The 21,378-nt window shown below is 37.6% G+C and carries 20 protein-coding genes; 19 read left to right on the top strand and 1 reads right to left on the bottom strand.

Annotated features, from left to right (window positions below; translation table 11 throughout):
• Positions 1–29 precede the first annotated feature (29 nt).
• From hepT to FDO66_RS14255, 18 genes are all read left to right on the top strand, one after another.
• A complete protein-coding gene (gene hepT / locus FDO66_RS14340) occupies positions 30–992 on the top strand; it encodes a heptaprenyl diphosphate synthase component II (RefSeq protein ID WP_141433340.1) in 963 nt (320 codons plus the stop codon).
• 494 nt (positions 993–1,486) lie between these two features.
• Positions 1,487–1,933: a nucleoside-diphosphate kinase gene (gene ndk, locus FDO66_RS14335; RefSeq protein ID WP_141433339.1), complete on the top strand. Its 447-nt coding sequence runs from the start codon at positions 1,487–1,489 to the stop codon at positions 1,931–1,933.
• Between the two features lie 461 nt (positions 1,934–2,394).
• Complete coding sequence (locus FDO66_RS14330; protein WP_141433338.1) at positions 2,395–3,168, top strand: CheR family methyltransferase; 774 nt, start codon at positions 2,395–2,397, stop codon at positions 3,166–3,168.
• Positions 3,169–3,592: 424 nt separating this feature from the next.
• Positions 3,593–4,765, top strand: a complete 1,173-nt coding sequence (gene aroC / locus FDO66_RS14325) for a chorismate synthase (RefSeq protein WP_141433337.1) — start codon at positions 3,593–3,595, stop codon at positions 4,763–4,765.
• Positions 4,765–5,853, top strand: coding sequence for a 3-dehydroquinate synthase (gene aroB, locus FDO66_RS14320; protein WP_141433336.1), 1,089 nt, complete (start codon positions 4,765–4,767; stop codon positions 5,851–5,853). The genes aroC and aroB overlap by 1 nt, the downstream gene beginning before the upstream one ends.
• Positions 5,853–6,218, top strand: coding sequence for a chorismate mutase (gene aroH, locus FDO66_RS14315; protein WP_141433335.1), 366 nt, complete (start codon positions 5,853–5,855; stop codon positions 6,216–6,218). The genes aroB and aroH overlap by 1 nt, the downstream gene beginning before the upstream one ends.
• Positions 6,219–6,308: 90 nt before the next feature.
• Entirely contained in the window at positions 6,309–7,415 is a 1,107-nt protein-coding gene (hisC, locus tag FDO66_RS14310; RefSeq protein WP_141433334.1) for a histidinol-phosphate transaminase, read from the top strand.
• 18 nt (positions 7,416–7,433) lie between these two features.
• Positions 7,434–8,540 carry a prephenate dehydrogenase gene (locus tag FDO66_RS14305; protein ID WP_141433333.1) on the top strand — a complete coding sequence of 369 codons (1,107 nt, stop codon included), beginning with the start codon at positions 7,434–7,436 and terminating at the stop codon, positions 8,538–8,540.
• Between the two features lie 32 nt (positions 8,541–8,572).
• Positions 8,573–9,859, top strand: coding sequence for a 3-phosphoshikimate 1-carboxyvinyltransferase (gene aroA / locus FDO66_RS14300; protein ID WP_141433332.1), 1,287 nt, complete (start codon positions 8,573–8,575; stop codon positions 9,857–9,859).
• A gap of 408 nt (positions 9,860–10,267) precedes the next feature.
• Positions 10,268–11,530, top strand: coding sequence for a tetratricopeptide repeat protein (locus tag FDO66_RS14295; protein ID WP_141433331.1), 1,263 nt, complete (start codon positions 10,268–10,270; stop codon positions 11,528–11,530).
• Between the two features lie 132 nt (positions 11,531–11,662).
• Entirely contained in the window at positions 11,663–12,214 is a 552-nt protein-coding gene (locus tag FDO66_RS14290) for a ReoY family proteolytic degradation factor (RefSeq protein ID WP_141433330.1), read from the top strand.
• Positions 12,215–12,392: 178 nt separating this feature from the next.
• Positions 12,393–12,899: a QcrA and Rieske domain-containing protein gene (locus tag FDO66_RS14285; protein WP_141433329.1), complete on the top strand. Its 507-nt coding sequence runs from the start codon at positions 12,393–12,395 to the stop codon at positions 12,897–12,899.
• 4 nt (positions 12,900–12,903) lie between these two features.
• Complete coding sequence (gene qcrB / locus FDO66_RS14280; RefSeq protein ID WP_141433328.1) at positions 12,904–13,578, top strand: menaquinol-cytochrome c reductase cytochrome b subunit; 675 nt, start codon at positions 12,904–12,906, stop codon at positions 13,576–13,578.
• Positions 13,579–13,769: 191 nt separating this feature from the next.
• Positions 13,770–14,537, top strand: a complete 768-nt coding sequence (locus tag FDO66_RS14275; protein WP_141433327.1) for a menaquinol-cytochrome c reductase cytochrome b/c subunit — start codon at positions 13,770–13,772, stop codon at positions 14,535–14,537.
• Positions 14,538–14,665: 128 nt separating this feature from the next.
• On the top strand, positions 14,666–15,259 hold the full coding sequence (lhaT, locus tag FDO66_RS14270; protein ID WP_141433326.1) for a lipoprotein heptaprenylglyceryl N-acetyltransferase LhaT: 594 nt from the start codon (positions 14,666–14,668) through the stop codon (positions 15,257–15,259).
• Between the two features lie 94 nt (positions 15,260–15,353).
• Complete coding sequence (gene ypjB, locus FDO66_RS14265; protein WP_141433325.1) at positions 15,354–16,136, top strand: sporulation protein YpjB; 783 nt, start codon at positions 15,354–15,356, stop codon at positions 16,134–16,136.
• 72 nt (positions 16,137–16,208) lie between these two features.
• Positions 16,209–16,886 (top strand): zinc metallopeptidase, encoded by a 678-nt coding sequence (locus FDO66_RS14260; protein WP_141433324.1) that lies wholly within the window; start codon positions 16,209–16,211, stop codon positions 16,884–16,886.
• Between the two features lie 276 nt (positions 16,887–17,162).
• Positions 17,163–18,287 carry an NAD(P)/FAD-dependent oxidoreductase gene (locus tag FDO66_RS14255; RefSeq protein WP_141433323.1) on the top strand — a complete coding sequence of 375 codons (1,125 nt, stop codon included), beginning with the start codon at positions 17,163–17,165 and terminating at the stop codon, positions 18,285–18,287.
• 70 nt (positions 18,288–18,357) lie between these two features.
• Here FDO66_RS14255 and FDO66_RS14250 read toward each other — a convergent pair whose 3' ends face one another.
• A complete protein-coding gene (locus FDO66_RS14250; protein WP_141433322.1) occupies positions 18,358–19,314 on the bottom strand; it encodes a ketopantoate reductase family protein in 957 nt (318 codons plus the stop codon).
• Between the two features lie 672 nt (positions 19,315–19,986).
• Here FDO66_RS14250 and FDO66_RS14245 point away from each other — a divergent pair.
• On the top strand, positions 19,987–21,339 hold the full coding sequence (locus FDO66_RS14245) for a glutamine synthetase family protein (RefSeq protein ID WP_141433321.1): 1,353 nt from the start codon (positions 19,987–19,989) through the stop codon (positions 21,337–21,339).
• Positions 21,340–21,378 lie beyond the last annotated feature (39 nt).

Below are 21,378 nucleotides of genomic sequence, written 5' to 3'. Positions count from 1 at the left end.
GTAGATATTAAAGCTAGGTGGAAATAGACATGAAATTATCAATGATCTATTCGTTTTTGAATTCAGATTTAACGTTGATTGAACAAGCTTTAGAGGAGACTGTAAATGCAGAGTCTCCTTTGTTACGTCAGGCCTCCTTGGAGCTTTTGCAAGCAGGTGGAAAAAGAATACGGCCTGTTTTTGTTTTGCTTGCAGGTAAGTTTGGTGATTATGATATTCAGAAAATAAAAAAAGTTGCTGTATCACTTGAATTGATACATATGGCTTCCCTCGTTCATGATGATGTCATTGATGATGCAGAGGTGCGACGTGGAAAGCCGACAGTCAAAGTGAAATGGGATAATCGTGTTGCTATGTATACAGGTGATTATATTTTTGCGCGCTCGCTGGAACTGATGACGCATATTGAAAAAATAGACGCACATAGAATTTTAGCGAATACGATCGTTGAATTGTGTATAGGGGAAATTGAACAAATAAAAGATAAGTTCCGTTTTGATCAACACTTAAAGGACTATTTGCGCAGAATTAAAAGGAAAACGGCATCTCTCATTGCTGTTAGTTGTCAATTAGGTGCAATTGCTGCAAATGCTCCTTGTTCTATACATCAAAAGCTTTATCAATATGGCTACTATATTGGAATGTCTTACCAAATCATTGATGATATCCTTGATTTTGTAGGAACAGAAAAGCAACTAGGAAAGCCTGCAGGCGGAGACTTGCTTCAAGGGAACGTCACCCTGCCTGTTCTATTTGCCATGGAAACGAAAGAAGTTCGATCACAAATAGTAAAAGTTCATGAACATATGGAACAAAATGAAGTAGACTCGATCATTGCTTCGATTAAAAGTACGGATGCTATTGAACGTTCCTATAAAGTTAGTGAACGTTATTTGCATAAAGCTTTGTCTATATTAGAAGAGCTCCCTGATAATAAAGCAAGAAAAGCGTTAAGGGATATAGCAAAATACATAGGGAAAAGAACTTTTTAAGCGTTGCCAAAATTTTTAATAAATGTTAACATTTTCATAAAGTGAAACTTCAAACAGTGGGGGTTTTCCGACGTACAGGACGTGGCGCTCTTAAACGGCCGCATTTCTTATTGTCCAGCTTCAGCGCCTAGCCCTTGTGAAAAATAACCTCATGCCTCTAAAAGTAAAAAACACTTTTTGAGTCATGAGAACATTTTTCTTCAGGGCTGATCAAGGCGCTTACGCATTTCTTATTGTCCAGCTTCAGCGCCTAGCCCTTGTGAAAAATAACCTCATGTCTCTAAAAGTAAAAAACACTTTTTGAGTCATGAGAACATTTTTCTTCAGGGCTGATCAAGGCGCTTACGCATTTCTTATTGTCTAGCTCTGGCACCTAGCCCTTGTGAAAAATAACCCTTTGTCTCTTAAAGCAAAAAGCGCTTTATGAGCCAAAGGAACATTTTTCTTCAGGGCTGGACAAGGTGCCTCCGCATTTCTTATTAGGAGTGGAATTCATGGAGAAAACGTTTCTAATGGTTAAACCTGATGGTGTACAACGAAATTTAGTAGGGGAAATTGTTTCACGCTTTGAATCGAAAGGGTACAAGCTTTGCGGAGCAAAATTAATGGTCATCTCGATGGAATTGGCAGAACAACATTACGCTGAGCATAAGGGAAAGCCGTTTTTTAATGATTTAGTTCATTTCATTACCTCAGGTCCCGTATTTGCCATGGTGTGGGAAGGAAATCAAGTCATTGCAACTGCTCGCCAAATGATGGGTGCAACCAATCCAAAAGATGCTGCAGTTGGAACTATTCGCGGAGATTACGCTGTAATTATGAATAAAAATGTAATCCATGGTTCTGATTCACCTGAAAGCGCAAAAAGGGAAATAGGGCTTTTCTTTAAACCTGAAGAGATAGTAGAATACAATAAAGCTATCCAACAATGGGTTGAATAAAAGAAGATTGATGTGAATGCTTAATTGTTTTCAAGACTCTGATAAAAAATACAAATGTATTAAGAGGATGCCAGTCATTCATTGGTTCATCCTCTTTTTTCTTGTATAATCAGAATTTATATCTGAAGTTAGATTACTGTCTAGCTCCAGCACTCTATCGACTAGAAGTGCTTCCCTCACCTCGTCTACGATAAGTCAGCATTGACGCTTGCGCTCTTCGTGTTTCCTATATCTCACTCGATTCAGTCCAGCACTTTACGTCGATGACCAAGGGCGCTTACGCTTTTCTAATCGAAATGTAAAAAGCTCTAAGATCTATGATAATAGTTTTACACAAATGGAACGAGTAAAAAATAAATCTACCATAAAATTCGGTTTGATAAAAGACTATCCATAAACTTTTAAAATTCGATATACTAGAGATATGTGATTAAATTTATGGGGTCAAGGGGAGAACATAAATGACTCTTGAATATGATGGGTTTGTAAAAGATGTTAAAAGAATAACAGGAATTGATATCTCCTTGTATAAAGAAGCACAAATGAAGAGAAGATTAACATCCATGTATGAAAAAAAAGGCTTTAAATCTTTTAATGAATTCTCAAAAGGATTGAATGAGGATAAGAGATTATTAACAGAGTTTTTAGATCGTATCACGATTAATGTTTCAGAATTCTATCGTAATTCAAAAAGATGGGAAATTCTTGAACATAAAATATTACCTAAAATATTATCGTATAATAATCGTCCTAAAATCTGGAGTGCTGCTTGTTCAACAGGTGAAGAACCTTACACAGTGGCAATGATACTGTCAAAATATATTCCACTATCTGAAGTGCAAATATTAGCAACGGATATTGATAAAAATGTGATAAATAGGGCAAAAATAGGGATGTACAACGAAAAATCACTTATGGAGGTTCCAAGTACTGAAAAGAATAAGTTTTTCAGAAAAGACGGTTGTCATTATTTTGTTTCCGAAGACATTAAAAGAGCTGTCAGATTTAAAAAGCATAATTTATTAGCAGATCCATTTCAAGGTCCTTTTGATTTAATCATTTGTCGGAATGTCCTTATCTATTTTACAGAAGCTGCAAAAAATGATTTATATTATAAGTTTTCAAAATCCCTTCGATCTGAGGGAATCCTTTTTGTTGGCAGTACAGAACAAATTTTTTATCCAGCAAAATTTGATTTAATTCCAGAGGATACTTTTTTCTATCGTAAAAAATAATGGCTGTTTTCTCAAAGTTTGTTGCTTTTGACATAAAAAACATTGGGAGAAACGTTTTGGAGCAGCCTGCAAACACGTAGACTCCTGTGGGAATGCGAGAAAGGCGAGACCCCGCAGAGAGACCCCACAGAAGCGAATGCGACGAGGAAGCTTGACGCTCGCCCACGGAAAGCGAAGTATATGCAGGCTGCGTGTTTAAAAGCAACAATCTATACGAAAACAGCCAAAATAATAAATCTGTTTTTAAGCACTTTTAAATTTCTTTTGTTTTTAAAAGCTATTCCATGTTAAAATGACTTCGTTCGTGTATTTTTTTATGCTTTAATTTATTTTTTTTATTTCTTTTACTATTTTTATGATGAAACGTATGATATATTGAAACATATTTATTTCCTTTAACGAGTTGAAGGGGGAAAGGATTTTTATGAGATACTTAACATCAGGGGAGTCACACGGCCCCCAACTAACCACAATTATTGAAGGACTGCCAGCTGGAATGCCTATTCTTGCGTCAGATATTAATGAAGATCTTGCAAGAAGGCAAAAGGGTCATGGCAGAGGAAGAAGAATGCAAATTGAGAAAGACCAGGCAGAAATAGTCGGAGGGGTTCGTCACGGATATACTCTTGGGTCTCCAGTTGCTCTTGTTGTCCATAATAATGATTGGAAGCACTGGACAAAAATCATGGGACAAGACCCTATTTCTTCTGAAGAAGAAGCAGAGGTAAAAAGAAAAATTTCACGTCCTCGTCCTGGGCATGCAGATTTAAATGGAGCGATTAAGTATGGTCATAGAGATATGAGAAACGTACTTGAAAGATCTTCTGCAAGAGAAACAACTGTAAGAGTTGCAGCCGGAGCTGTAGCGAAGAAATTATTATCATTGCTAGGAATTGAAGTAGCTTCTCACGTGATTGAAATTGGCGGCGTGAAGTCAGCTGTTCGTACATATGATTCCATTCAAAGCTTAAAAGAAATAACTGAAAACTCACCTGTTCGCTGTCTTGATAAAGAAGCTGAACAAAAAATGATGAATGCCATAGATCAAGCAAAAGAAAATGGAGATTCGATTGGCGGAATTGTTGAAGTTATTGTTGAAGGAATGCCAGTTGGAGTAGGCAGCTATGTCCATTATGACCGTAAGCTTGATGCAAAGCTTGCTGGAGCTATAGTGAGTATTAATGCTTTCAAAGGCGTTGAAATTGGAATTGGATTTGATGCTGCACATATTCCTGGAAGTCAAGTTCATGATGAAATCATTTGGGATAAAGAAAAAGGTTATACGCGTAAAACGAATCGTCTTGGTGGTTTCGAAGGTGGAATGACAACTGGAATGCCGATTGTTGTAAGAGGAGTTATGAAGCCAATTCCAACGCTTTATAAGCCATTACAAAGCGTTGATATTGAATCAAAAGAGCCATTCGCTGCAAGCATTGAAAGATCTGATAGCTGTGCGGTTCCAGCAGCAGCGGTTGTAGCAGAAAGTGTCGTTGCTTGGGAGCTGGCAAGTGCTATTGTCGAGCAGTTTTCTTCCGATCGATTTGAGACATTAAAAGCGGCGGTTGAAGAGCAAAGAGCATATGCGAGGGAATTCTAATGAAAGCCATTTCTATAGAAACTGGCTCAAAAAGCTATCCGGTTTTTGTTGATTCTCATTCACTTGAGCATTTAAATGTTTTCCTTAAGGAGAATTTTCCATCTTTGACAAAGCTGCTCATTATTACAGATGAAACGGTTGAAAGGCTCCATCTTTCAACTTTGTTAAAATATGTATCGTCCTATCATCCTGTATCATACACTGTTCCAAGTGGAGAATTAGCCAAAACATTTGATGTGTATTATCAATGTTTAACTTATTCCTTACAAGAAAAGCTTGATCGCCATTCTGTCATTCTTGCTCTTGGGGGAGGAGCTGTTGGCGATTTAGCTGGCTTTGTTGCGGCTACATATATGCGGGGAATTCCTTTTATTCAAATTCCAACAACCATATTGGCTCATGATAGTGCGGTAGGGGGAAAGGTTGCGATCAATCATCCCTCTGGAAAAAATATGATAGGTGCTTTTTATCAACCAGAAGCGGTATTTTATCATATCGATTTTTTGAAATCCTTGCCGATCAATGAAAAAAGGTCTGGTTTTGCAGAAGCGATTAAGCACGCATTAATTAGCGACGAAGCTCTCTATGATTGGATGCGCTTGAACCTGCTTACGCTTGATTCTATCCCTGAAGAAACATTAATAAGTATTTTGACAAGAGGAATAGAAATAAAAGGGGAAATTGTAGCTCAGGATGAAAAAGAAACGGGAGTTAGAGCATTTTTAAATTTCGGTCATACACTTGGTCATGCTATAGAGGCTGAGATGGGATACGGAAACATGACACATGGAGAAGCGGTTGTCATTGGGATGCATTTCGCTTTAAGACTCAGCCAAAAAGTGTCAGACTTGTCCTTCCAATTAGTTGAATGTAATCGTTGGCTTCGGAAGCTAGGTTATGATATTAAAGTTCCAGAACATTTACAAATTAATCGTTTAGTTGATCGTATGAAGCAAGATAAAAAAGCCTATGGTCAAAAACTGCGATTCGTTCTACTTGAAAAAGTTGGTCGTCCAACAATTGTTGAGTTAGAAGAAGAATTTGTTATTAAAGAATTAGAAATGTTTATGAATGGAGGGGAGTGCTGATGATCAGAGGTGTGAGAGGAGCCATCACAGTAAAGGAAAATACTGAAGCTGAAATGACTTCAGCAACAGAAAGACTTATCAATGAGGTCATTGTTAAAAATGGCATCGAAGCTGATCAAGTCGCCTCCGTTTTTATCTCAGTAACAGATGATTTAAATGCGGCATTTCCAGCAAAGGTATTGCGGTCAATGGAAGGATGGACTTTTGTTCCAGTAATGTGTATGAAAGAAATTTCTGTTCCATCTGCCTTACAGAAATGCATCCGTGTAATGTTCCATATTAATACAGATATGTCACCAATGGATATTGAGCATATTTATTTAGAAGGAGCAGCTGTATTAAGGCCAGATTTAATTACTGAATAGAACCCCTATATGCTAACTCATTTTCACATAGGATTATAATAAATAATAGAAATACTGGTGTTGGATGCTCCAAAATGAGGTGGACAAAAAATGAAGTGGAAGAAACAGCTGTTGCATTTAACAGCATATCAACCAGGAAAATCGACAGATGCAGTCAAAAAGGAATACGGATTAAGTGATATTGTAAAGCTTGCTTCAAATGAAAATCCATTTGGGTGCTCGAAGAAAGCAAAAAAAATATTAGAGAGTATGACTGAATCTCTAGCGATTTATCCAGATGGCTATGCAAGTAATTTGCGTTTCCCATTAGCACAATCTTTAAAAGTGAATCCAGATCAACTGATTTTTGGAAATGGTTCTGATGAAATTATCTTAATGATTTCAAGAGCTATGCTTGAGCAAGGAAAGAATACAGTCATGCCTGCTCCAACGTTTCCTCAATATCGACATAATGCCGTTGTTGAAGGGGCTGAAATTAGAGAAGTACCACTTGTGGATGGGGAGCATGACCTAAATAAAATGCTTCAGGCTATTGATCATGAAACAGCGATTGTGTGGCTTTGCAGTCCAAATAATCCTACGGGTACTTATATTACAAAGGAAGATATTCTTTCCTTTTTAAGAAAAGTTCCATCTGATGTTTTGGTCGTTTTAGACGAGGCGTATTATGAGTACGTTGTTGCCAATGACTATTATGACGCTATTGATCTTTTAAATGAATTTTCAAATTTGATCGTATTAAGAACGTTTTCTAAAATATATGGTTTAGCAAGTCTTCGAGTAGGCTATGGTGTTGCAAGTTCTGAGATCATTCGTGCACTTGAACCCATTAGAGAGCCTTTTAATGTGAACACTGCAGCTCTATTAGCTGCAGAGAAAGCATTAGAAGATCAAGAGTTTGTTCGATATTGTCGTGAAGAAAACCGAAAAGGTCTTGAACAATTTTATCAATTTTGTGAGAAAAATAGCCTGACTTGCATGCCATCACAAACGAATTTTGTTTTGATCGATTTCAACACGGATGGAAATGAAGTGTTTCAATATCTACTAGAAAAAGGCTATATTGTTCGATCTGGGCAAGCCCTAGGATTTCCTACATCTGTAAGGGTAACAGTAGGATCACAAAGCCAAAATGAAGGCATCATTAAAATAATGACAGAATTTCTTAACGAAAAGGCTGTCGTCTTAAAAGCGTAATGAAGGCGGTGGATTAGCTTGGACGGACGCGTCTTCGTTATTGGATTAGGATTAATCGGAGGGTCGATCGCACTTTCGATTAAAAATAAGCATGCAAGAGCCACTGTTGTCGGCTATGATATAAGTGAAAAAAATGTGAAGCTAGGTTTTATGCTTGGCGTTATCGATGGAGTGGCAGAAAGTATTGAAGAAGGGGCTAAGGAAGCAGACCTTATTCTACTTGCAACACCTGTAAAGGAAACTGAAAGAATTTTAGGTCTTTTAACGGAAATTCCTTTGAAAAATAATGTCATTATTACTGATGTTGGCAGTACAAAGAACGAAATTGTGAAAAAAGCACGTAAATTAAAAGAGCTTGGCATTGCGTTTATTGGAGGACATCCAATGGCAGGTTCTCATAAGAGTGGTGTTACGGCTGCGAGGGATATCCTGTTTGAAAACGCATTTTATATGCTGACCCCAGAAGATCATATTAAAACGGAAGAGCTTGATCGTTTAATACAATGGCTTGAGGGAACGAAAGCAAAATTTATTACAGTTTCTCCTAAAGAACATGATTACTTAACGGGTGTAATCAGTCACCTGCCACATATCGTCGCAGCATCCCTTGTTCATCAAGCAGATCATGCAAGTCAAAAGCAGCAGCTTGTTACAAGACTTGCGGCAGGGGGGTTTAGAGATACAACTCGAATTGCCTCTAGCAGTCCAGCAATGTGGAGAGATATCTTGCTTCATAATAAAGAAGTACTGCTTCAGCTTTTAAAGGATTGGCAAATGGAAATGCAAAAGGTGTCTGATATTCTTGAAAAAGAAGACGAAGAACAAATTTATGATTATTTTCTTAAGGCAAAAAGATTTCGTGATGAATTACCTCAAAAAGAAAAAGGGGCTATACCTTCCTTTTACGATCTTTTTGTTGAAATACCAGACTATCCAGGAATCATTTCAGAAGTGACTGGATATTTAGCAAAAGAAAAAATCAGTATTACAAATATACGGATTCTTGAAACAAGGGAAGATATTAACGGTATACTGGTCATTAGCTTTCAAACAGAAGATGACAGAGGTCGTGCTGAAAAATGCATCGAATATTATACAAGCTACGCCACTTCCATTGGTCCTTGATTAAGTAAATTAAGTGTAGTAAAGGTGATGAAATGAAACCAATCAAACTGAAAACAAAGATTCCAGCCTTAAAGGGACAAATTTCCATTCCCGGAGATAAATCTATTTCACATCGCTCAGTTATGTTTGGTGCAATTGCATACGGAACGACGAAGGTGACTAATTTTTTAATGGGCAATGATTGCTTAAGTACGATTTCGTGCTTTCAAAAACTTGGTGTTAACATTATCCATCAAGATGGTCAAGTTATTATCGAAGGTAAAGGGATTGATGCACTTACCGAGCCAAAGGACATATTAGATGTAGGGAATTCAGGTACAACGATTCGTTTACTAATGGGAATTTTGGCTGGCAGAAGCTTTCATTCAACATTGATCGGTGATGAGTCTATAGGAAAAAGACCGATGACTCGTGTTGTAAATCCTCTTCGTTCGATGGGTGCTGCGATTGATGGAAGAAAAGAAGGGGAATTTACTCCTCTCTCACTAAGAGGCGGAAATTTACAGCCAATAGAATATAAGCTGCCTGTTGCCAGTGCTCAAGTTAAATCTGCCATCCTCTTTGCTGGACTGCAAGCAGGTGGGACAACCACTGTAATTGAACCACAAGCAACTAGGGACCATACAGAAAGAATGATTAGACGTTTTGGCGGCGAAATTTCCGTCGACAACAAAAAAATTAACGTGACAGGTGGACAAACCTTAACAGGAACGAATATTCACGTGCCAGGTGATATTTCCTCAGCGGCCTTTTTCCTAGTAGCGGGGGCGATTGTGCCGAATAGTGAAATCGTTCTTAAGCATGTTGGGCTGAATCCTACACGAACAGGCATCATTGATGTTATGAAGGCGATGGGAGCAGACATTGAGATTCAAATCAATGAATCGGAAGAGTTTGAACCAACAGGAGATATAATCATTCGAACATCTCAGCTAAAAGGAACGATCATTGAAGGTGATTTGATTCCAAGATTGATCGACGAAATTCCTGTTATAGCCTTATTAGCTACTCAAGCAGAAGGGCAAACGATTATTAAAGATGCTCATGAGCTTAAAGTAAAGGAAACTAATCGTATCGATACCGTTGTAAATGAATTGAAAAAGCTTGGTGCGTCAATTGAAGCAACCGATGATGGCATGATCATTCAAGGAAACCCGCATTTAAAAGGCGGCCAAGTATCAAGTCACGGCGATCACCGCATCGGAATGATGCTTGCGGTTGCTGCTCTTATTTCTGAAAAAGAAGTATTACTTGAAAATCCAGAAGCTATATCTGTATCTTACCCATCCTTTTTTGAGCACTTGGATAGCTTGATTTAGTGTTGATTGATCGTATGTATAAACCATAATAGAAAGATAATAACCTCATTCCAATCTTACTATCAGAATGGAGTGAGGTTTTTGCTTTTTGCTCTTTTAATTGTCATAGTTATAAAATAACTTGCATAGCTTGTCTTAAGACCTTTTTTAGAGGGTGCCATTTTAAGTCTTTGATTCAACCAGGATGTGAAGTAAGTTATAATTAGTCATGAAGGAGAAGGAAGTCAGAAATATTGAACTATCCTCATAAATTCATTATCATAGTCATAGGCTCCGTGCTGATGTTCATAAAGATGTTGTGATCATAGTGAGAGATAATGAGGAATATCAACATGTATTATATGAGCTTATTAAAAAATAATGTACCTTCTTTCTTTACCCTGGAAGATGTTTAGAAAGGACTTTTAAATGGAAAAGATAAATAAGATTATTTCACTTCTAGAGAATAACCAGCATGAAGAAGCGATGAAGCATTATCAGCAAATATTACAAAAAGGTCATAATGACGATCGATTTCATCTGGGAGAAAAGCTATTACAGTTAGGATTTCTTGAAGAAGCTAAGCTCTTGTTTGAAAGACTGTTAAAGACCTATCCTGAAGAAGGAGAACTTCTTGTTTTATTAGCAGAAACGCTAATGGAGCTTGGCGATGAGGAGCAGGCTATTCTTGAGCTTGAAAAAATTCATGAGAATGACCCAAGTTATCCACAAGGTTTACTGTTACTAGCTGATTTGTATCAAATGGAAGGCTTATATGAAGTGTGTGAGCGTAAGCTTTTAATGGCAAAGGAGAAGCTGCCCGATGAGATCATTATCGACTTTGCATTGGGAGAGTTTTATTCTGAACAAGGAAGATTTTTAGAAGCTATTGACGCGTATAAAAAAGTGTTAGAAGAGAAGGATGAGCTTGCTAGTGTTAGCATTAACGAACGACTTGCAGAAGCTTTAAGTGCTGGAGGAGCCTTTGAAGAAGCACTTCCTTTTTATGAAAAATCACTTTCACAAAAGCTCGAGATTAATACGCTATTTAACTATGGCTTAACTGCATTACAAGCAGGCCAAACACGTACGGCGATCGAAAAATTAACTGAATTAAAAGAGCTAGATCCTGAATATCATTCCCTTTATTTGTATTTGGCAAAAGCATATGAAAAAGAAGAGGAACTAACCGTTGCTTATCAAACTGTTCTTGAAGGGATCAAGCAAGACGACTTTAATAAGGACCTCTTTTTCTGTGCTGGTAAACTTGCATTGAAAACAGGGAAAGAAACGGAAGCTGAACAGCATTTTAGAGAAGCGATTGTGCTTGATCCTGAATTTTCCGAAGCAGCATTAACATTAAATAAAATATTGCTAAAGCAAGAGAGATACGAAGATGTACTAGAGATTGTACAATTAATGGAAGCGGAAGATGTGGAAGAACCACAATTTTTATGGGATGCGGCTATTGCTTTTTGGCATACGGAAGAATTTTCACTGGCATTAAACAAATATCAATTAGCATATACTTATTTTAAGAATGATGTAGAATTCCTTTCAGATTATGGATATTTTTTAATAGAAGAAGGAAAAAGAGAGGACGCTGCCGAAATTTTTAGTAAGCTTCTAAATTTAGATCCATTGAACGAGGAATATCAGGATATTTTACAAAGATTGACAGAAAACATGTAATTTCGTTTTAAAGAGAAAATCTTTTTTCTTTATTCAATGTGATGTTTGAAGCCAAGAATCACTATGGTATTACAAATTTTTTATTAAATTACTTTATCCAAATTAGTTGAAAGGCAGAGGAGGGAATCAACGATGAAGACCCCTGTATCTGTAAATGAAAAAAAGGATTTTATCCGCTGGTTTTTAAATCATTATCAATTAAAAAGACGAGAATGTGTCTGGATCTTAAATTATTTAATGAGCCATGATCAGCTAATGGAGAAAGTTCACTTTGTTGAGCAAGCTCAATTTTGCCCAAGAGGACTTGTTATGTCTACCCATTGTGTTGATGAAGTACCATTTCGTTTTTATAAGGAAAATGTCATTACGACTGATGCGGAAAAATCTTTTCACGACATTCGATTAAACAGGGATGAAGACATTTTTATCCAGCTTAATTTTTATTCTTCAAATAAAGCGCATCAATATGCAGCTGTTTTAGAGGAAAATCCTTTTATGCCACAGAATTTGCAGGTAAGTGAAAAAGATCGAATGGTTGCAGAAAAATTCCTTGCCTACAGTATGGAAGCATTTCAAAAGGAGAAACTGCTTCAGCTAATTGATGAAGCGCTTGATCAAAAAGATGAAAAAGCATTTCAGATTTTGACAGAACAATTGAAATCGATGAAAAATATTGTGGAATAAAGCTTGCTAGCAATAGCAGGCTTTTTCCAAATGCATGTAGACTTAACTTTGAAAACGCTTTATTAATTGATATAGAGAAAATTGACCTTCCTTAAATATTCATATAAGATGAAAATGACTTAATATTCAAAATTCAATCTGCCGTATTTTTTGAACTTTTAAAAATAGGGGGGAAAGTATGGGTAAAAAGGAAATTTCAAGGCGCCAATTTTTAAACTATACCTTGACGGGTGTTGGAGGGTTTATGGCAGCATCCATTTTAATGCCTATGGTTCGCTTTGCAATTGATCCAGTATTAAAAGCAGATGCTAAAGGGGATTTTGTCGCTACGAAACAAAAAGTTAGCGACCTAACGCACGAGCCAGTACGTGTGGACTTCACATTTAAACAAAAAGACGGCTGGTATGAATCTGAAGTATCGAATACAGCTTGGGTATATAAGGATGATAAAGATGAGATCGTGGCTTTATCACCAACCTGTAAACATTTAGGCTGTACAGTTGATTGGAATACAAATAAATCCGAGCCAAATCATTTTTTCTGTCCTTGTCATGGTGGACTTTACACGAAAGCGGGAATCAATGTCCCGGGCACACCACCAACTGCTCCTTTGGATCTTTACCCGTATAAAGAAAAAGATGGATTTCTGTTACTAGGGAAAGCAAAGCAGCGAAAGGAGGCATAGCCTTATGTTAAATAAAATCTATGATTGGGTGGATGAGCGTTTAGATATCACACCATTGTGGAGAGATATTGCTGATCATGAGGTTCCTGAGCATGTAAATCCTGCCCATCACTTTTCCGCTTTTGTGTATTGCTTCGGTGGATTGACATTTTTTATTACCGTCATCCAAATTCTTTCTGGAATGTTTCTAACGATGTATTATGTTCCAGATATAAAAAATGCATGGGAATCTGTTTATTACCTTCAAAATGAGGTTGCGTTTGGACAAATTGTACGTGGAATGCACCACTGGGGGGCTAGCCTTGTCATCGTTATGATGTTTCTACATACATTACGGGTGTTCTTTCAAGGGGCATATAAAAAACCACGTGAATTAAATTGGATTGTAGGTGTTTTAATTTTCTTTGTCATGTTAGGGCTAGGATTAACTGGCTATTTATTGCCATGGGATATGAAAGCGCTCTTTGCCACGAAGGTCACGATGCAAATCGCCGAATCAACTCCCATAATTGGAAAGGCAGTTAAGACATTAATTGCTGGGCATTCAGAAATCATAGGTGCACAAACATTAACTCGTTTTTTTGCTATTCATGTATTTTTTCTTCCAGCAGCATTATTAGGATTAATGGGAGCTCATTTTCTAATGATTCGTAAGCAAGGTATTTCCGGTCCATTGTAAAAAGAATATTTTTAATAAACTAGGAAGAAATATTTTCTGAAGGTAGACTGATGTCTAGCTGCAGTGCCTAGCCGCTCGGATCATAAGCCACAATACTCCAAAAATCAGGATTTTCTGCGTATTGCGTCTTATGTCTGTCGCGGCTGATCAAGGCGCTTCCGCTTTTCTATTAAGGAGGGAGACTTTTCTTCATGCATAGAGGCAAGGGAATGAAATTTGTTGGTGATTCTCGTGTGTCAGCCAAGCGCAAGCCTAATATACCAAAGGACTATTCTGAATTTCCCGGGAAAACAGAAGCCTTTTGGCCGAACTTTTTATTGAAAGAGTGGATGGTAGGAGCAGTTTTTCTAGTAGCGTTTCTAACCCTAACTGCATCGCATCCTTCACCTCTTGAGAGGGTGGCAGATCCTACTGATACAGCCTATATTCCAGTGCCAGACTGGTATTTCTTGTTTTTATACCAACTATTAAAATATAGCTATGCTTCTGGACCATATAATGCAATTGGCGCTTTTATTATTCCGGGTCTTGCTTTTGGAGGACTTATGCTTGCTCCATTTTTGGACAGAGGTCCAGAGCGTCACCCGATAAAGAGGCCATTTGCAACTGGCTTTATGCTATTAGCTATTGCGGGGATTACCTATTTAACATGGGAGGCCGTAGCACATCACGATTGGGAGAAGGCAGCTGAGCAAGGCAAAATTGTAGCAAAGGCAGATATTGATAAGGAATCGGACGGATATAAAGTATTTGCTGCACAAAGCTGTGTTTCGTGCCACGGAGGGGAGCTGCAAGGAGGTCCAGCAGCTCCATCCTTAATTGGAACAGGATTAGCTCCTGAAAAAGTTGCTGAAATTGCTAAAAATGGAACTGGTAATATGCCGGCAGGACAATTTAATGGTTCAGATGAAGAGCTGAAAAAACTATCTGAATTTATTTCAAATCTTGAAGGAAAATAGGCTGACGAATTCGTCAGCTTTTATTTATGATATGTTTTTAAACATAAAAGGAATTTCTTCTAAAATGATGTAAAACTCTCCCTATGTTAAAATAGGAAAAGATACAAAGATGAGAAGAGGTATATTGAATGAAGTGGATGTACTCAATTTTAGGAAATAAACATACATTATGGCTTTTATTTATCGTAAATCTTGTTGGAACTGCATATGGATATTATTGGTATAGATTTCAATTAGCAGAAACGCCAAATATTTTTCTCCCTTTTGTTCCTGACAGTCCAACAGCTAGTTTATTTTTTACAATCGTGCTTTTCGCTTTTTTATTGAAAAAAAACTGGCCATACATAGAAGCTCTAGCAATCATTACGTTATTTAAATATGGTGTTTGGGCCGTTGTAATGAATGCATTAGTCTTGATCGTAACAGGAAATTTAGATATATATGGCTATATGCTTATCTTTTCACACGGTGCGATGGCTGTTCAAGGCTTGCTTTATGCACCATTTTATCGAATGAAGCTGCGTCATCTCGTTTTAGCGAGTATCTGGACGTTGCATAATGATGTGATTGACTATGTCTTTTTTATGCTGCCAAGCTATCAAATGCTTGATTTGTATACTCCTCAGATTGGCTATTTTACATTTTGGCTAACCATGTTATCTATCGCGATTACATACTATTTAACTGTAAAAAAAGATCATTTTTCTTTAAAAATCTTTTGATTATCGTCATATAAAGAAAATTCTTGTATAAGAATAATTGGTCTAATCTTGTCCACCTCAACATACATTTTAGTAACGAATAGGGGGGACAAGGATGAAAGCAGGAATTCTTATTATAGCTGCCGTGTTTTTCTTACTAATGCCATTTTCAGTATACGCAGATCATAAGTCGCCTATCGATGAACTTGATTTATTATCCGATGAAGCTTTACAGATGGTAAAGCTTCATCGATATAAGGATGCCAGGAAAATTCTTGAATACTTTTCAGATCAATTTCCAGCGGCATCCTCTCATGAGAGTGTTTTTTCTATGGATGAATTAAGCATGATCACACTAACACACGATGAAGCAGTTGAAGCAATGACAAATACTGCCTTAAATGATACTGAAAGAATCAATCGTGTGACGAAGTTTCGACTTGTGATGGATGCGATCTCTTCCAAGAATCAACCGTTATGGGTCGAAATGAAGGAACCGATTATGTCCGATCTAGAAGGAGTAAAAAAAGCGATTGCTCTAAGTGACAATGAGGATTTTCATAAAAGCCTGAACTCATTTTTATCATTATATGATGTCATACATCCAAGCTTAAAAGTAGACCTACCAATGGATAAAATCAAAAACATTGACACGAAAATTCAATATATTGATCAATACCGTCTTCAAGTTTTAAAAGAAGCTGCAAGCCAAAAAGAACTTTATGCACTAGAAACCGATTTAGAAAATATTTTTGATAGCTCTTCTGAAGATGAAGCAGATCCATCCCTATGGTGGGTCATCTTTACTACTGGTGGTATTATTATCAGTACATTATCGTATGTTGGCTGGAAAAAATATAAAGGAGATCGTGAAAAGAAAAAGAATCGCTCGATCTAGCTAGCCATTTGACATTGTTTGTTTCTCATAATTATAATATAGTTATAGGAATAATTGAAATGGGGGAGTAGAATGGAGATTTTAATCTATTTTGCAATCATCATCATTATACCCCTTTGGGCACAAATGCGGGTAAAAAGGACATATGCGAAATATTCAAAAGTAGCTTCTTCATCCAGAATGACTGGTGCCGAAGTAGCAAGAAATATATTACAAGCTAACGGTTTATATGATGTTGCGGTTGAGGAAACAAGAGGGTATTTATCAGATCACTATGATCCAAGAACGAAAACAGTTCGATTATCGTCTCAAAACTTTCATGGACACTCTGTTGCAGCTGCTTCTATTGCTGCTCATGAGGTCGGGCATGCTATACAGGATCAACAAGACTATGCGTTTCTACGCTTTCGCCATTCTTTAGTGCCTGTAGCCAATATTGGCTCAAATTTTTCTTGGATACTAATTTTAATTGGAATGCTATCCTCTATGAGCGGCTTAGTATTATTAGGGATTATTTTCATGGCTGCGGCTGTCTTATTCCAGTTTGTAACTTTGCCAGTAGAATTTGATGCATCTAATCGAGCGATGGATCAAGTCGTTGCTCTTGGAGTCATAAGAAATGAAGAGGAAAGAGAGACAAGGAAAGTATTAAATGCAGCTGCGCTGACATATGTTGCAGCAGCAGCAGTAGCAGTTGCAGAATTACTTCGTCTTATTTTGATTTATACAGGAATGCAAAGACAGGATTAGGAACCAATAGCGCAAGCACCTTGATCAGCCCTGAAGAAAAATGTTCTCATGACTCAAAAAGTGTTTTTTACTTTTAGAAGCATGAGGTTATTTTTCACAAGGGCTAGGTGTTGGAGCTGGACGTAGATACACTTCTATCGAAGTTTTCCACAGTAAACTATTTTATAGTTTCCTATCCTATAAAAAGAAGAAGGTACCCCATATTAAAGTGCAAAACGCTTTTGATGGTACCTTTTTTCTTTTTCAACAATAGAGACAAATGAAAGTTGAGAAATTATGGAAAAAATCATCATTATTGGTGGCGGTATTGTAGGCATGAGTGCGGCCAACTCCTTATCAAAAGCAAAGTGTCATGTAACGGTTATTGATCGAAGTGACGCGGGTCAAGCGACGGATGCAGCAGCAGGAATCATTTGTCCTTGGCTTTCAAAACGAAGAAATAAAGCATGGTATGAGCTTGCAAAGAATGGAGCGCGTTATTATCATCAATTAACGAAGGATTTAAATGCTGATGTTCAAATGGATACTGGTTATAGACAGGTAGGAGCACTTTGTATCCGTGAGAATAAAGACGCTTTAACTGATCTTGCTGAAATGGCTTCACTTCGGAGAAAGGAAGCACCTGAAATCGGTGAAATTACACTCTTAACGGAAGAGCAAGCAAAGGCTGAATTTCCATTGCTTAGAGAGGGCTTCAGTGCTGTTAAAGTATCCGGTGGCGCTCGTGTAAGTGGCAGGGCTCTTCGGCTGGCCCTTGAAGCTTCAGCAAAGAAAAATGGTGCGGTGATTATACGTGATACAGCAGTGCTTCATGTAAATGCAGGGAAAGTAGATGGTGTTACACTCACCTCTAATCTAAGACACTTAAAGGCAGATAAGATCATTGTCGCACCGGGGGCTTGGGCCAGAGACATTTTATCTCCCCTTGGAAAAATCGTTGATATCGGTCCGCAAAAAGGACAGCTATTACATGTACAATTAGATGTCGACACAAAGCTTTGGCCAGTCATTCTGCCGCCAAGTTCACAAAGTATTGTTCCATTTGACGGAGGAAGGCTTGTGATTGGAGCCACTCATGAAAAAAATCAAGGCTTTGATATTGCTCCAACTGTTGGTGGTATAAATGAAATTATTACTGAAGCGTTAAAATTTGCTCCAGATATTGTTCATGCAAAGCTAAAAGAAATAAGAGTGGGGTCAAGAGCTTTTACCACAGATTTTTCTCCTTTTATAGGTCAGGTGCCTGACCATCCAATGATTTGGATGGCAAGTGGATTGGGAGCATCAGGACTAACGACAGGTCCTTTTATTGGTCACCTTCTTGCACAGGCTGTAATGGATCAATCTCTTGAGATCGATATACAACCATATCAGTTGAAACCATATGTCGAAATGAAATAGGCCCCTTAAATGAAGGAGCCTATTTTGTCGTAGTTATACTTCGTATAGTTGTAAATTTATGTATGGATGTTTACTTAAGCAGCGTAGATTTTTTTTGAGCTTTTCTTGTGTCAGACATTGCTTCATTCGTTTTAATCATGTAATACAGCATTTGATTAACTGGGGTATCGACTCCATATTTTTTTCCTAATTCACAAATCACACCAGCGAAAATGTCAACTTCTGTTTTTCTGCCTAATTCAATGTCTTCTAGCATAGAAGTCCTGCTGGCCGGATTAAGTTTATTCAGTACATGATACCAGCTGTTGATATCTTCTCCTGACAATTGAACCCCTATTTTATTTGCGACATGGATGACCTCCCACATCGTTTCTTCCATAAGTTTTTTAGCTTCATCGATCGTTTGGAAAACCCCATATCGTCCTCTTAATACAGCTGAACATTGATTAATTCCAACATTCACCATGAATTTCCACCATAAAGAGTGCATCATATCCTTTGGAATCTCATAGTTTATACCAGCTTGATCAAATAAAATTTTCACAGCGTGTACTCTATCAGAGTAGATATTGTTTTGTTTTTCTCCAAATACAATGGTCCCTGAGCTTGTAAAATGAGTATGATTTTCTATCCGATTGGCATCGATTCCTACACACATAGAATAGAGCAGCTTATCCTTTCCAAACACTTTACCGATCTCATCTTCGCTAGTAATTCCATTTAATAGGGAAAGGATGATCGTATTTTTACCGACATGATGCTTCATATCTTGAATAGCTTTTGAAAGCTGAATTGCTTTCACAGAGACAATGATTAAATCTGCGGGTTCTTTTTTTTCATCAGGTCTCGTAAATGGGAAATCATAGCGCTTACCATTTACGAGGATCGGATTTTCTTTATATTTTTTGATTCGGTCATCGTTTGCAATCACTTGTAAAAGATGAGGATCTAGATCGAATAGTTTACTTCCATATGCACACCCAATCGCTCCAAGTCCAATGAGTGAAATGGTTTTAATTTCTCTCACAATGAAAATCTCCTTTCAAAAAAACAATTTTACTAGTTTTATCTTACCTCTAGCTTTGCATAAAAATCTAGTTGTTTGAATTGACTTATGATTTCTAAGTTTTTCACAAATTCAATGGTAATGTAATGACTTTTTATTTGGCTGTTTTCGGATAGATTTTTGCTTTTAAACGCGCAGTCTGCATACACTTCGCTTTCCGTGGGCGAGCGTCAAGCCTCCTCGTCGCATACGCTCCTGCGGGGTCTCGCCTTTCTCGCATTCCCACAGGAGTCTACGTGTATGCAGGCTGCTCCGAAACGTTTCTCCCAATTTTTTTATGTCAAAAGCAACAAACTTTGAGAAAACAGCCTTTTATTTCTATTAGATGGCCTATCAATCCAGTATGATCCACTAACCTTAGGAGTTTTAGTTGATATAAATATGAAAAAACTTCAAAAAGCTTGTGAAGTCTTCTTACCAAATTCATGAAAATATCTTATTATTCTGTATAATTCACCTCATACATATTTTTTTAATTTGGAAATTATGTAAATATATGAAAATTTATAAATGAGGTTGATGAATGAATATTTTATTTATAAAGAAAAGTATTTTTTTGTAAATTAATAGAATTTAAGCTAATTTTAATAGACTAAAGTTCAATAAATCCGTTTAATGGGGGAGGAATATTGAATGGAAATCAATGACGTCGTATATCGATCGAAGCAAGAAAGAGTAGAGTTAGTACAATTTTTGTACGTAGATAATGGTGGGAGCACACGTGGTAAGGTAACTCATACTGATCATCTCAAGGGACGAATGATCGGAGGAATTGGTTTGACGCCAGCGATGATGGCTATGAACATGCTGGATCAGCTGCAGCCAATTCCTGAGATGAGCGCGGTTGGGGAAGTCCGATTGATACCAGATCCTGAATCGTACAGGGTACTTCCATACTCACCTAAAGTTGCCGTGATGATGTGTGATCAAATCAATTTGAATCATCAACCTTGGGAAGCGTGTCCAAGGAGCTTTTTGAAATCTGTCATCAAACAAGCTGAAGAAATGGATATTCAGATTATGGCGACATACGAAAATGAGTTTACATTAGCTAGGCTAAATGAGGAAGGAAAATATATTCCGATTGATAATTCCTTATGCTTCAGTTCAATTGGTATGGCCTCAGGTACTCCTGTGATTCTTGATATTATGAGTGCACTCAAAGCCCAGGGGATTCAACCGGAACAATATTATCCGGAGCTTGGTCATGGCCAGCATGAACTATCTATTAGTCCTACAGATCTCCTGACAGCTGCCGACAATCAAGTACGTTATCGAGAAACGGTCAGAGCCATCGCGAAGCAGCATGGAATGGTGGCTTCCTTTGCTCCAAAGCCGTTTGCGGATCAAGCAGGAAATGGAGGGCATATTCACTTTAGTCTTTGGGATAAAGAGACGGATAAAAATCTTTTTTGGGATCCTGATGATCAAAACCATTTAAGTGAGATAGGATACCAATTTGCAGCAGGATTGTTAAATCATCTTCCAGGTCTTGTCGCTTTAACTTGCGCAAGCGTTAATTCCTATCGTCGACTCCAGCCTGGTTCTTGGAGTTCGGCATATACGGCATTTGGAAAGGATAATCGTGAAGCTGCAATACGGATTGCCTCAACCTTTTGGGGAAATGAAGAAAAATCGATGAACATGGAATTGAAAGCGAGTGACTCATCAGCCAACCCATACCTAGCCTTAGGAGCGATTATCGCAGCCGGTCTTGACGGAATTCGCAATAAGTGGATGCCTGGGGATTGTGTTGAAGTTGATCCTGCTACTTTATCAGTCGAAGAAAGAGCGAAAAGAGGCATTAAGCGATTGCCAGCCAGTTTACTTGAAGCTGTAAATGCGATGGAAGCTGATCCCTTCTTTTCTAACCTACTTGGCGACCTGCTTTACAGTTCGTTCAAAAAGGTGAAATTATCGGAGCATGCTGCTTTTGCAGAAAAGGATGTTGAATTCGAGTTGAAACACCACTTTCATAAATTTTAAAAATAGTTAGCAAGAGTTTAAGTTGCTATTGAGGAAGGA

Origin of the sequence: Bacillus sp. 03113, from assembly GCF_006546985.1 — a bacterium.
GTDB lineage: Bacteria > Bacillota > Bacilli > Bacillales > Cytobacillaceae > VATK01.
Note: the sequence above shows the minus strand (reverse complement) of the source record. Positions and strands in the feature narration are given on the sequence as shown.

Excerpts from the sequence above, each read along its gene's own strand:
- aroC (WP_141433337.1), top strand. The coding sequence starts at position 3,593 with ATGAGATACTTAACATCAGGGGAGTCACACGGCCCCCAACTAACCACA.
- FDO66_RS14275 (WP_141433327.1), top strand. The coding sequence starts at position 13,770 with ATGCATAGAGGCAAGGGAATGAAATTTGTTGGTGATTCTCGTGTGTCA.
- aroB (WP_141433336.1), top strand. The coding sequence starts at position 4,765 with ATGAAAGCCATTTCTATAGAAACTGGCTCAAAAAGCTATCCGGTTTTT.
- FDO66_RS14245 (WP_141433321.1), top strand. The coding sequence starts at position 19,987 with ATGGAAATCAATGACGTCGTATATCGATCGAAGCAAGAAAGAGTAGAG.
- hepT (WP_141433340.1), top strand. The coding sequence starts at position 30 with ATGAAATTATCAATGATCTATTCGTTTTTGAATTCAGATTTAACGTTG.
- FDO66_RS14260 (WP_141433324.1), top strand. The coding sequence starts at position 16,209 with ATGGAGATTTTAATCTATTTTGCAATCATCATCATTATACCCCTTTGG.
- ypjB (WP_141433325.1), top strand. The coding sequence starts at position 15,354 with ATGAAAGCAGGAATTCTTATTATAGCTGCCGTGTTTTTCTTACTAATG.
- qcrB (WP_141433328.1), top strand. The coding sequence starts at position 12,904 with ATGTTAAATAAAATCTATGATTGGGTGGATGAGCGTTTAGATATCACA.
- ndk (WP_141433339.1), top strand. The coding sequence starts at position 1,487 with ATGGAGAAAACGTTTCTAATGGTTAAACCTGATGGTGTACAACGAAAT.
- aroA (WP_141433332.1), top strand. The coding sequence starts at position 8,573 with ATGAAACCAATCAAACTGAAAACAAAGATTCCAGCCTTAAAGGGACAA.
- aroH (WP_141433335.1), top strand. The coding sequence starts at position 5,853 with ATGATCAGAGGTGTGAGAGGAGCCATCACAGTAAAGGAAAATACTGAA.
- hisC (WP_141433334.1), top strand. The coding sequence starts at position 6,309 with ATGAAGTGGAAGAAACAGCTGTTGCATTTAACAGCATATCAACCAGGA.
- FDO66_RS14330 (WP_141433338.1), top strand. The coding sequence starts at position 2,395 with ATGACTCTTGAATATGATGGGTTTGTAAAAGATGTTAAAAGAATAACA.
- FDO66_RS14285 (WP_141433329.1), top strand. The coding sequence starts at position 12,393 with ATGGGTAAAAAGGAAATTTCAAGGCGCCAATTTTTAAACTATACCTTG.
- FDO66_RS14290 (WP_141433330.1), top strand. The coding sequence starts at position 11,663 with ATGAAGACCCCTGTATCTGTAAATGAAAAAAAGGATTTTATCCGCTGG.
- FDO66_RS14255 (WP_141433323.1), top strand. The coding sequence starts at position 17,163 with ATGGAAAAAATCATCATTATTGGTGGCGGTATTGTAGGCATGAGTGCG.
- lhaT (WP_141433326.1), top strand. The coding sequence starts at position 14,666 with ATGAAGTGGATGTACTCAATTTTAGGAAATAAACATACATTATGGCTT.
- FDO66_RS14295 (WP_141433331.1), top strand. The coding sequence starts at position 10,268 with ATGGAAAAGATAAATAAGATTATTTCACTTCTAGAGAATAACCAGCAT.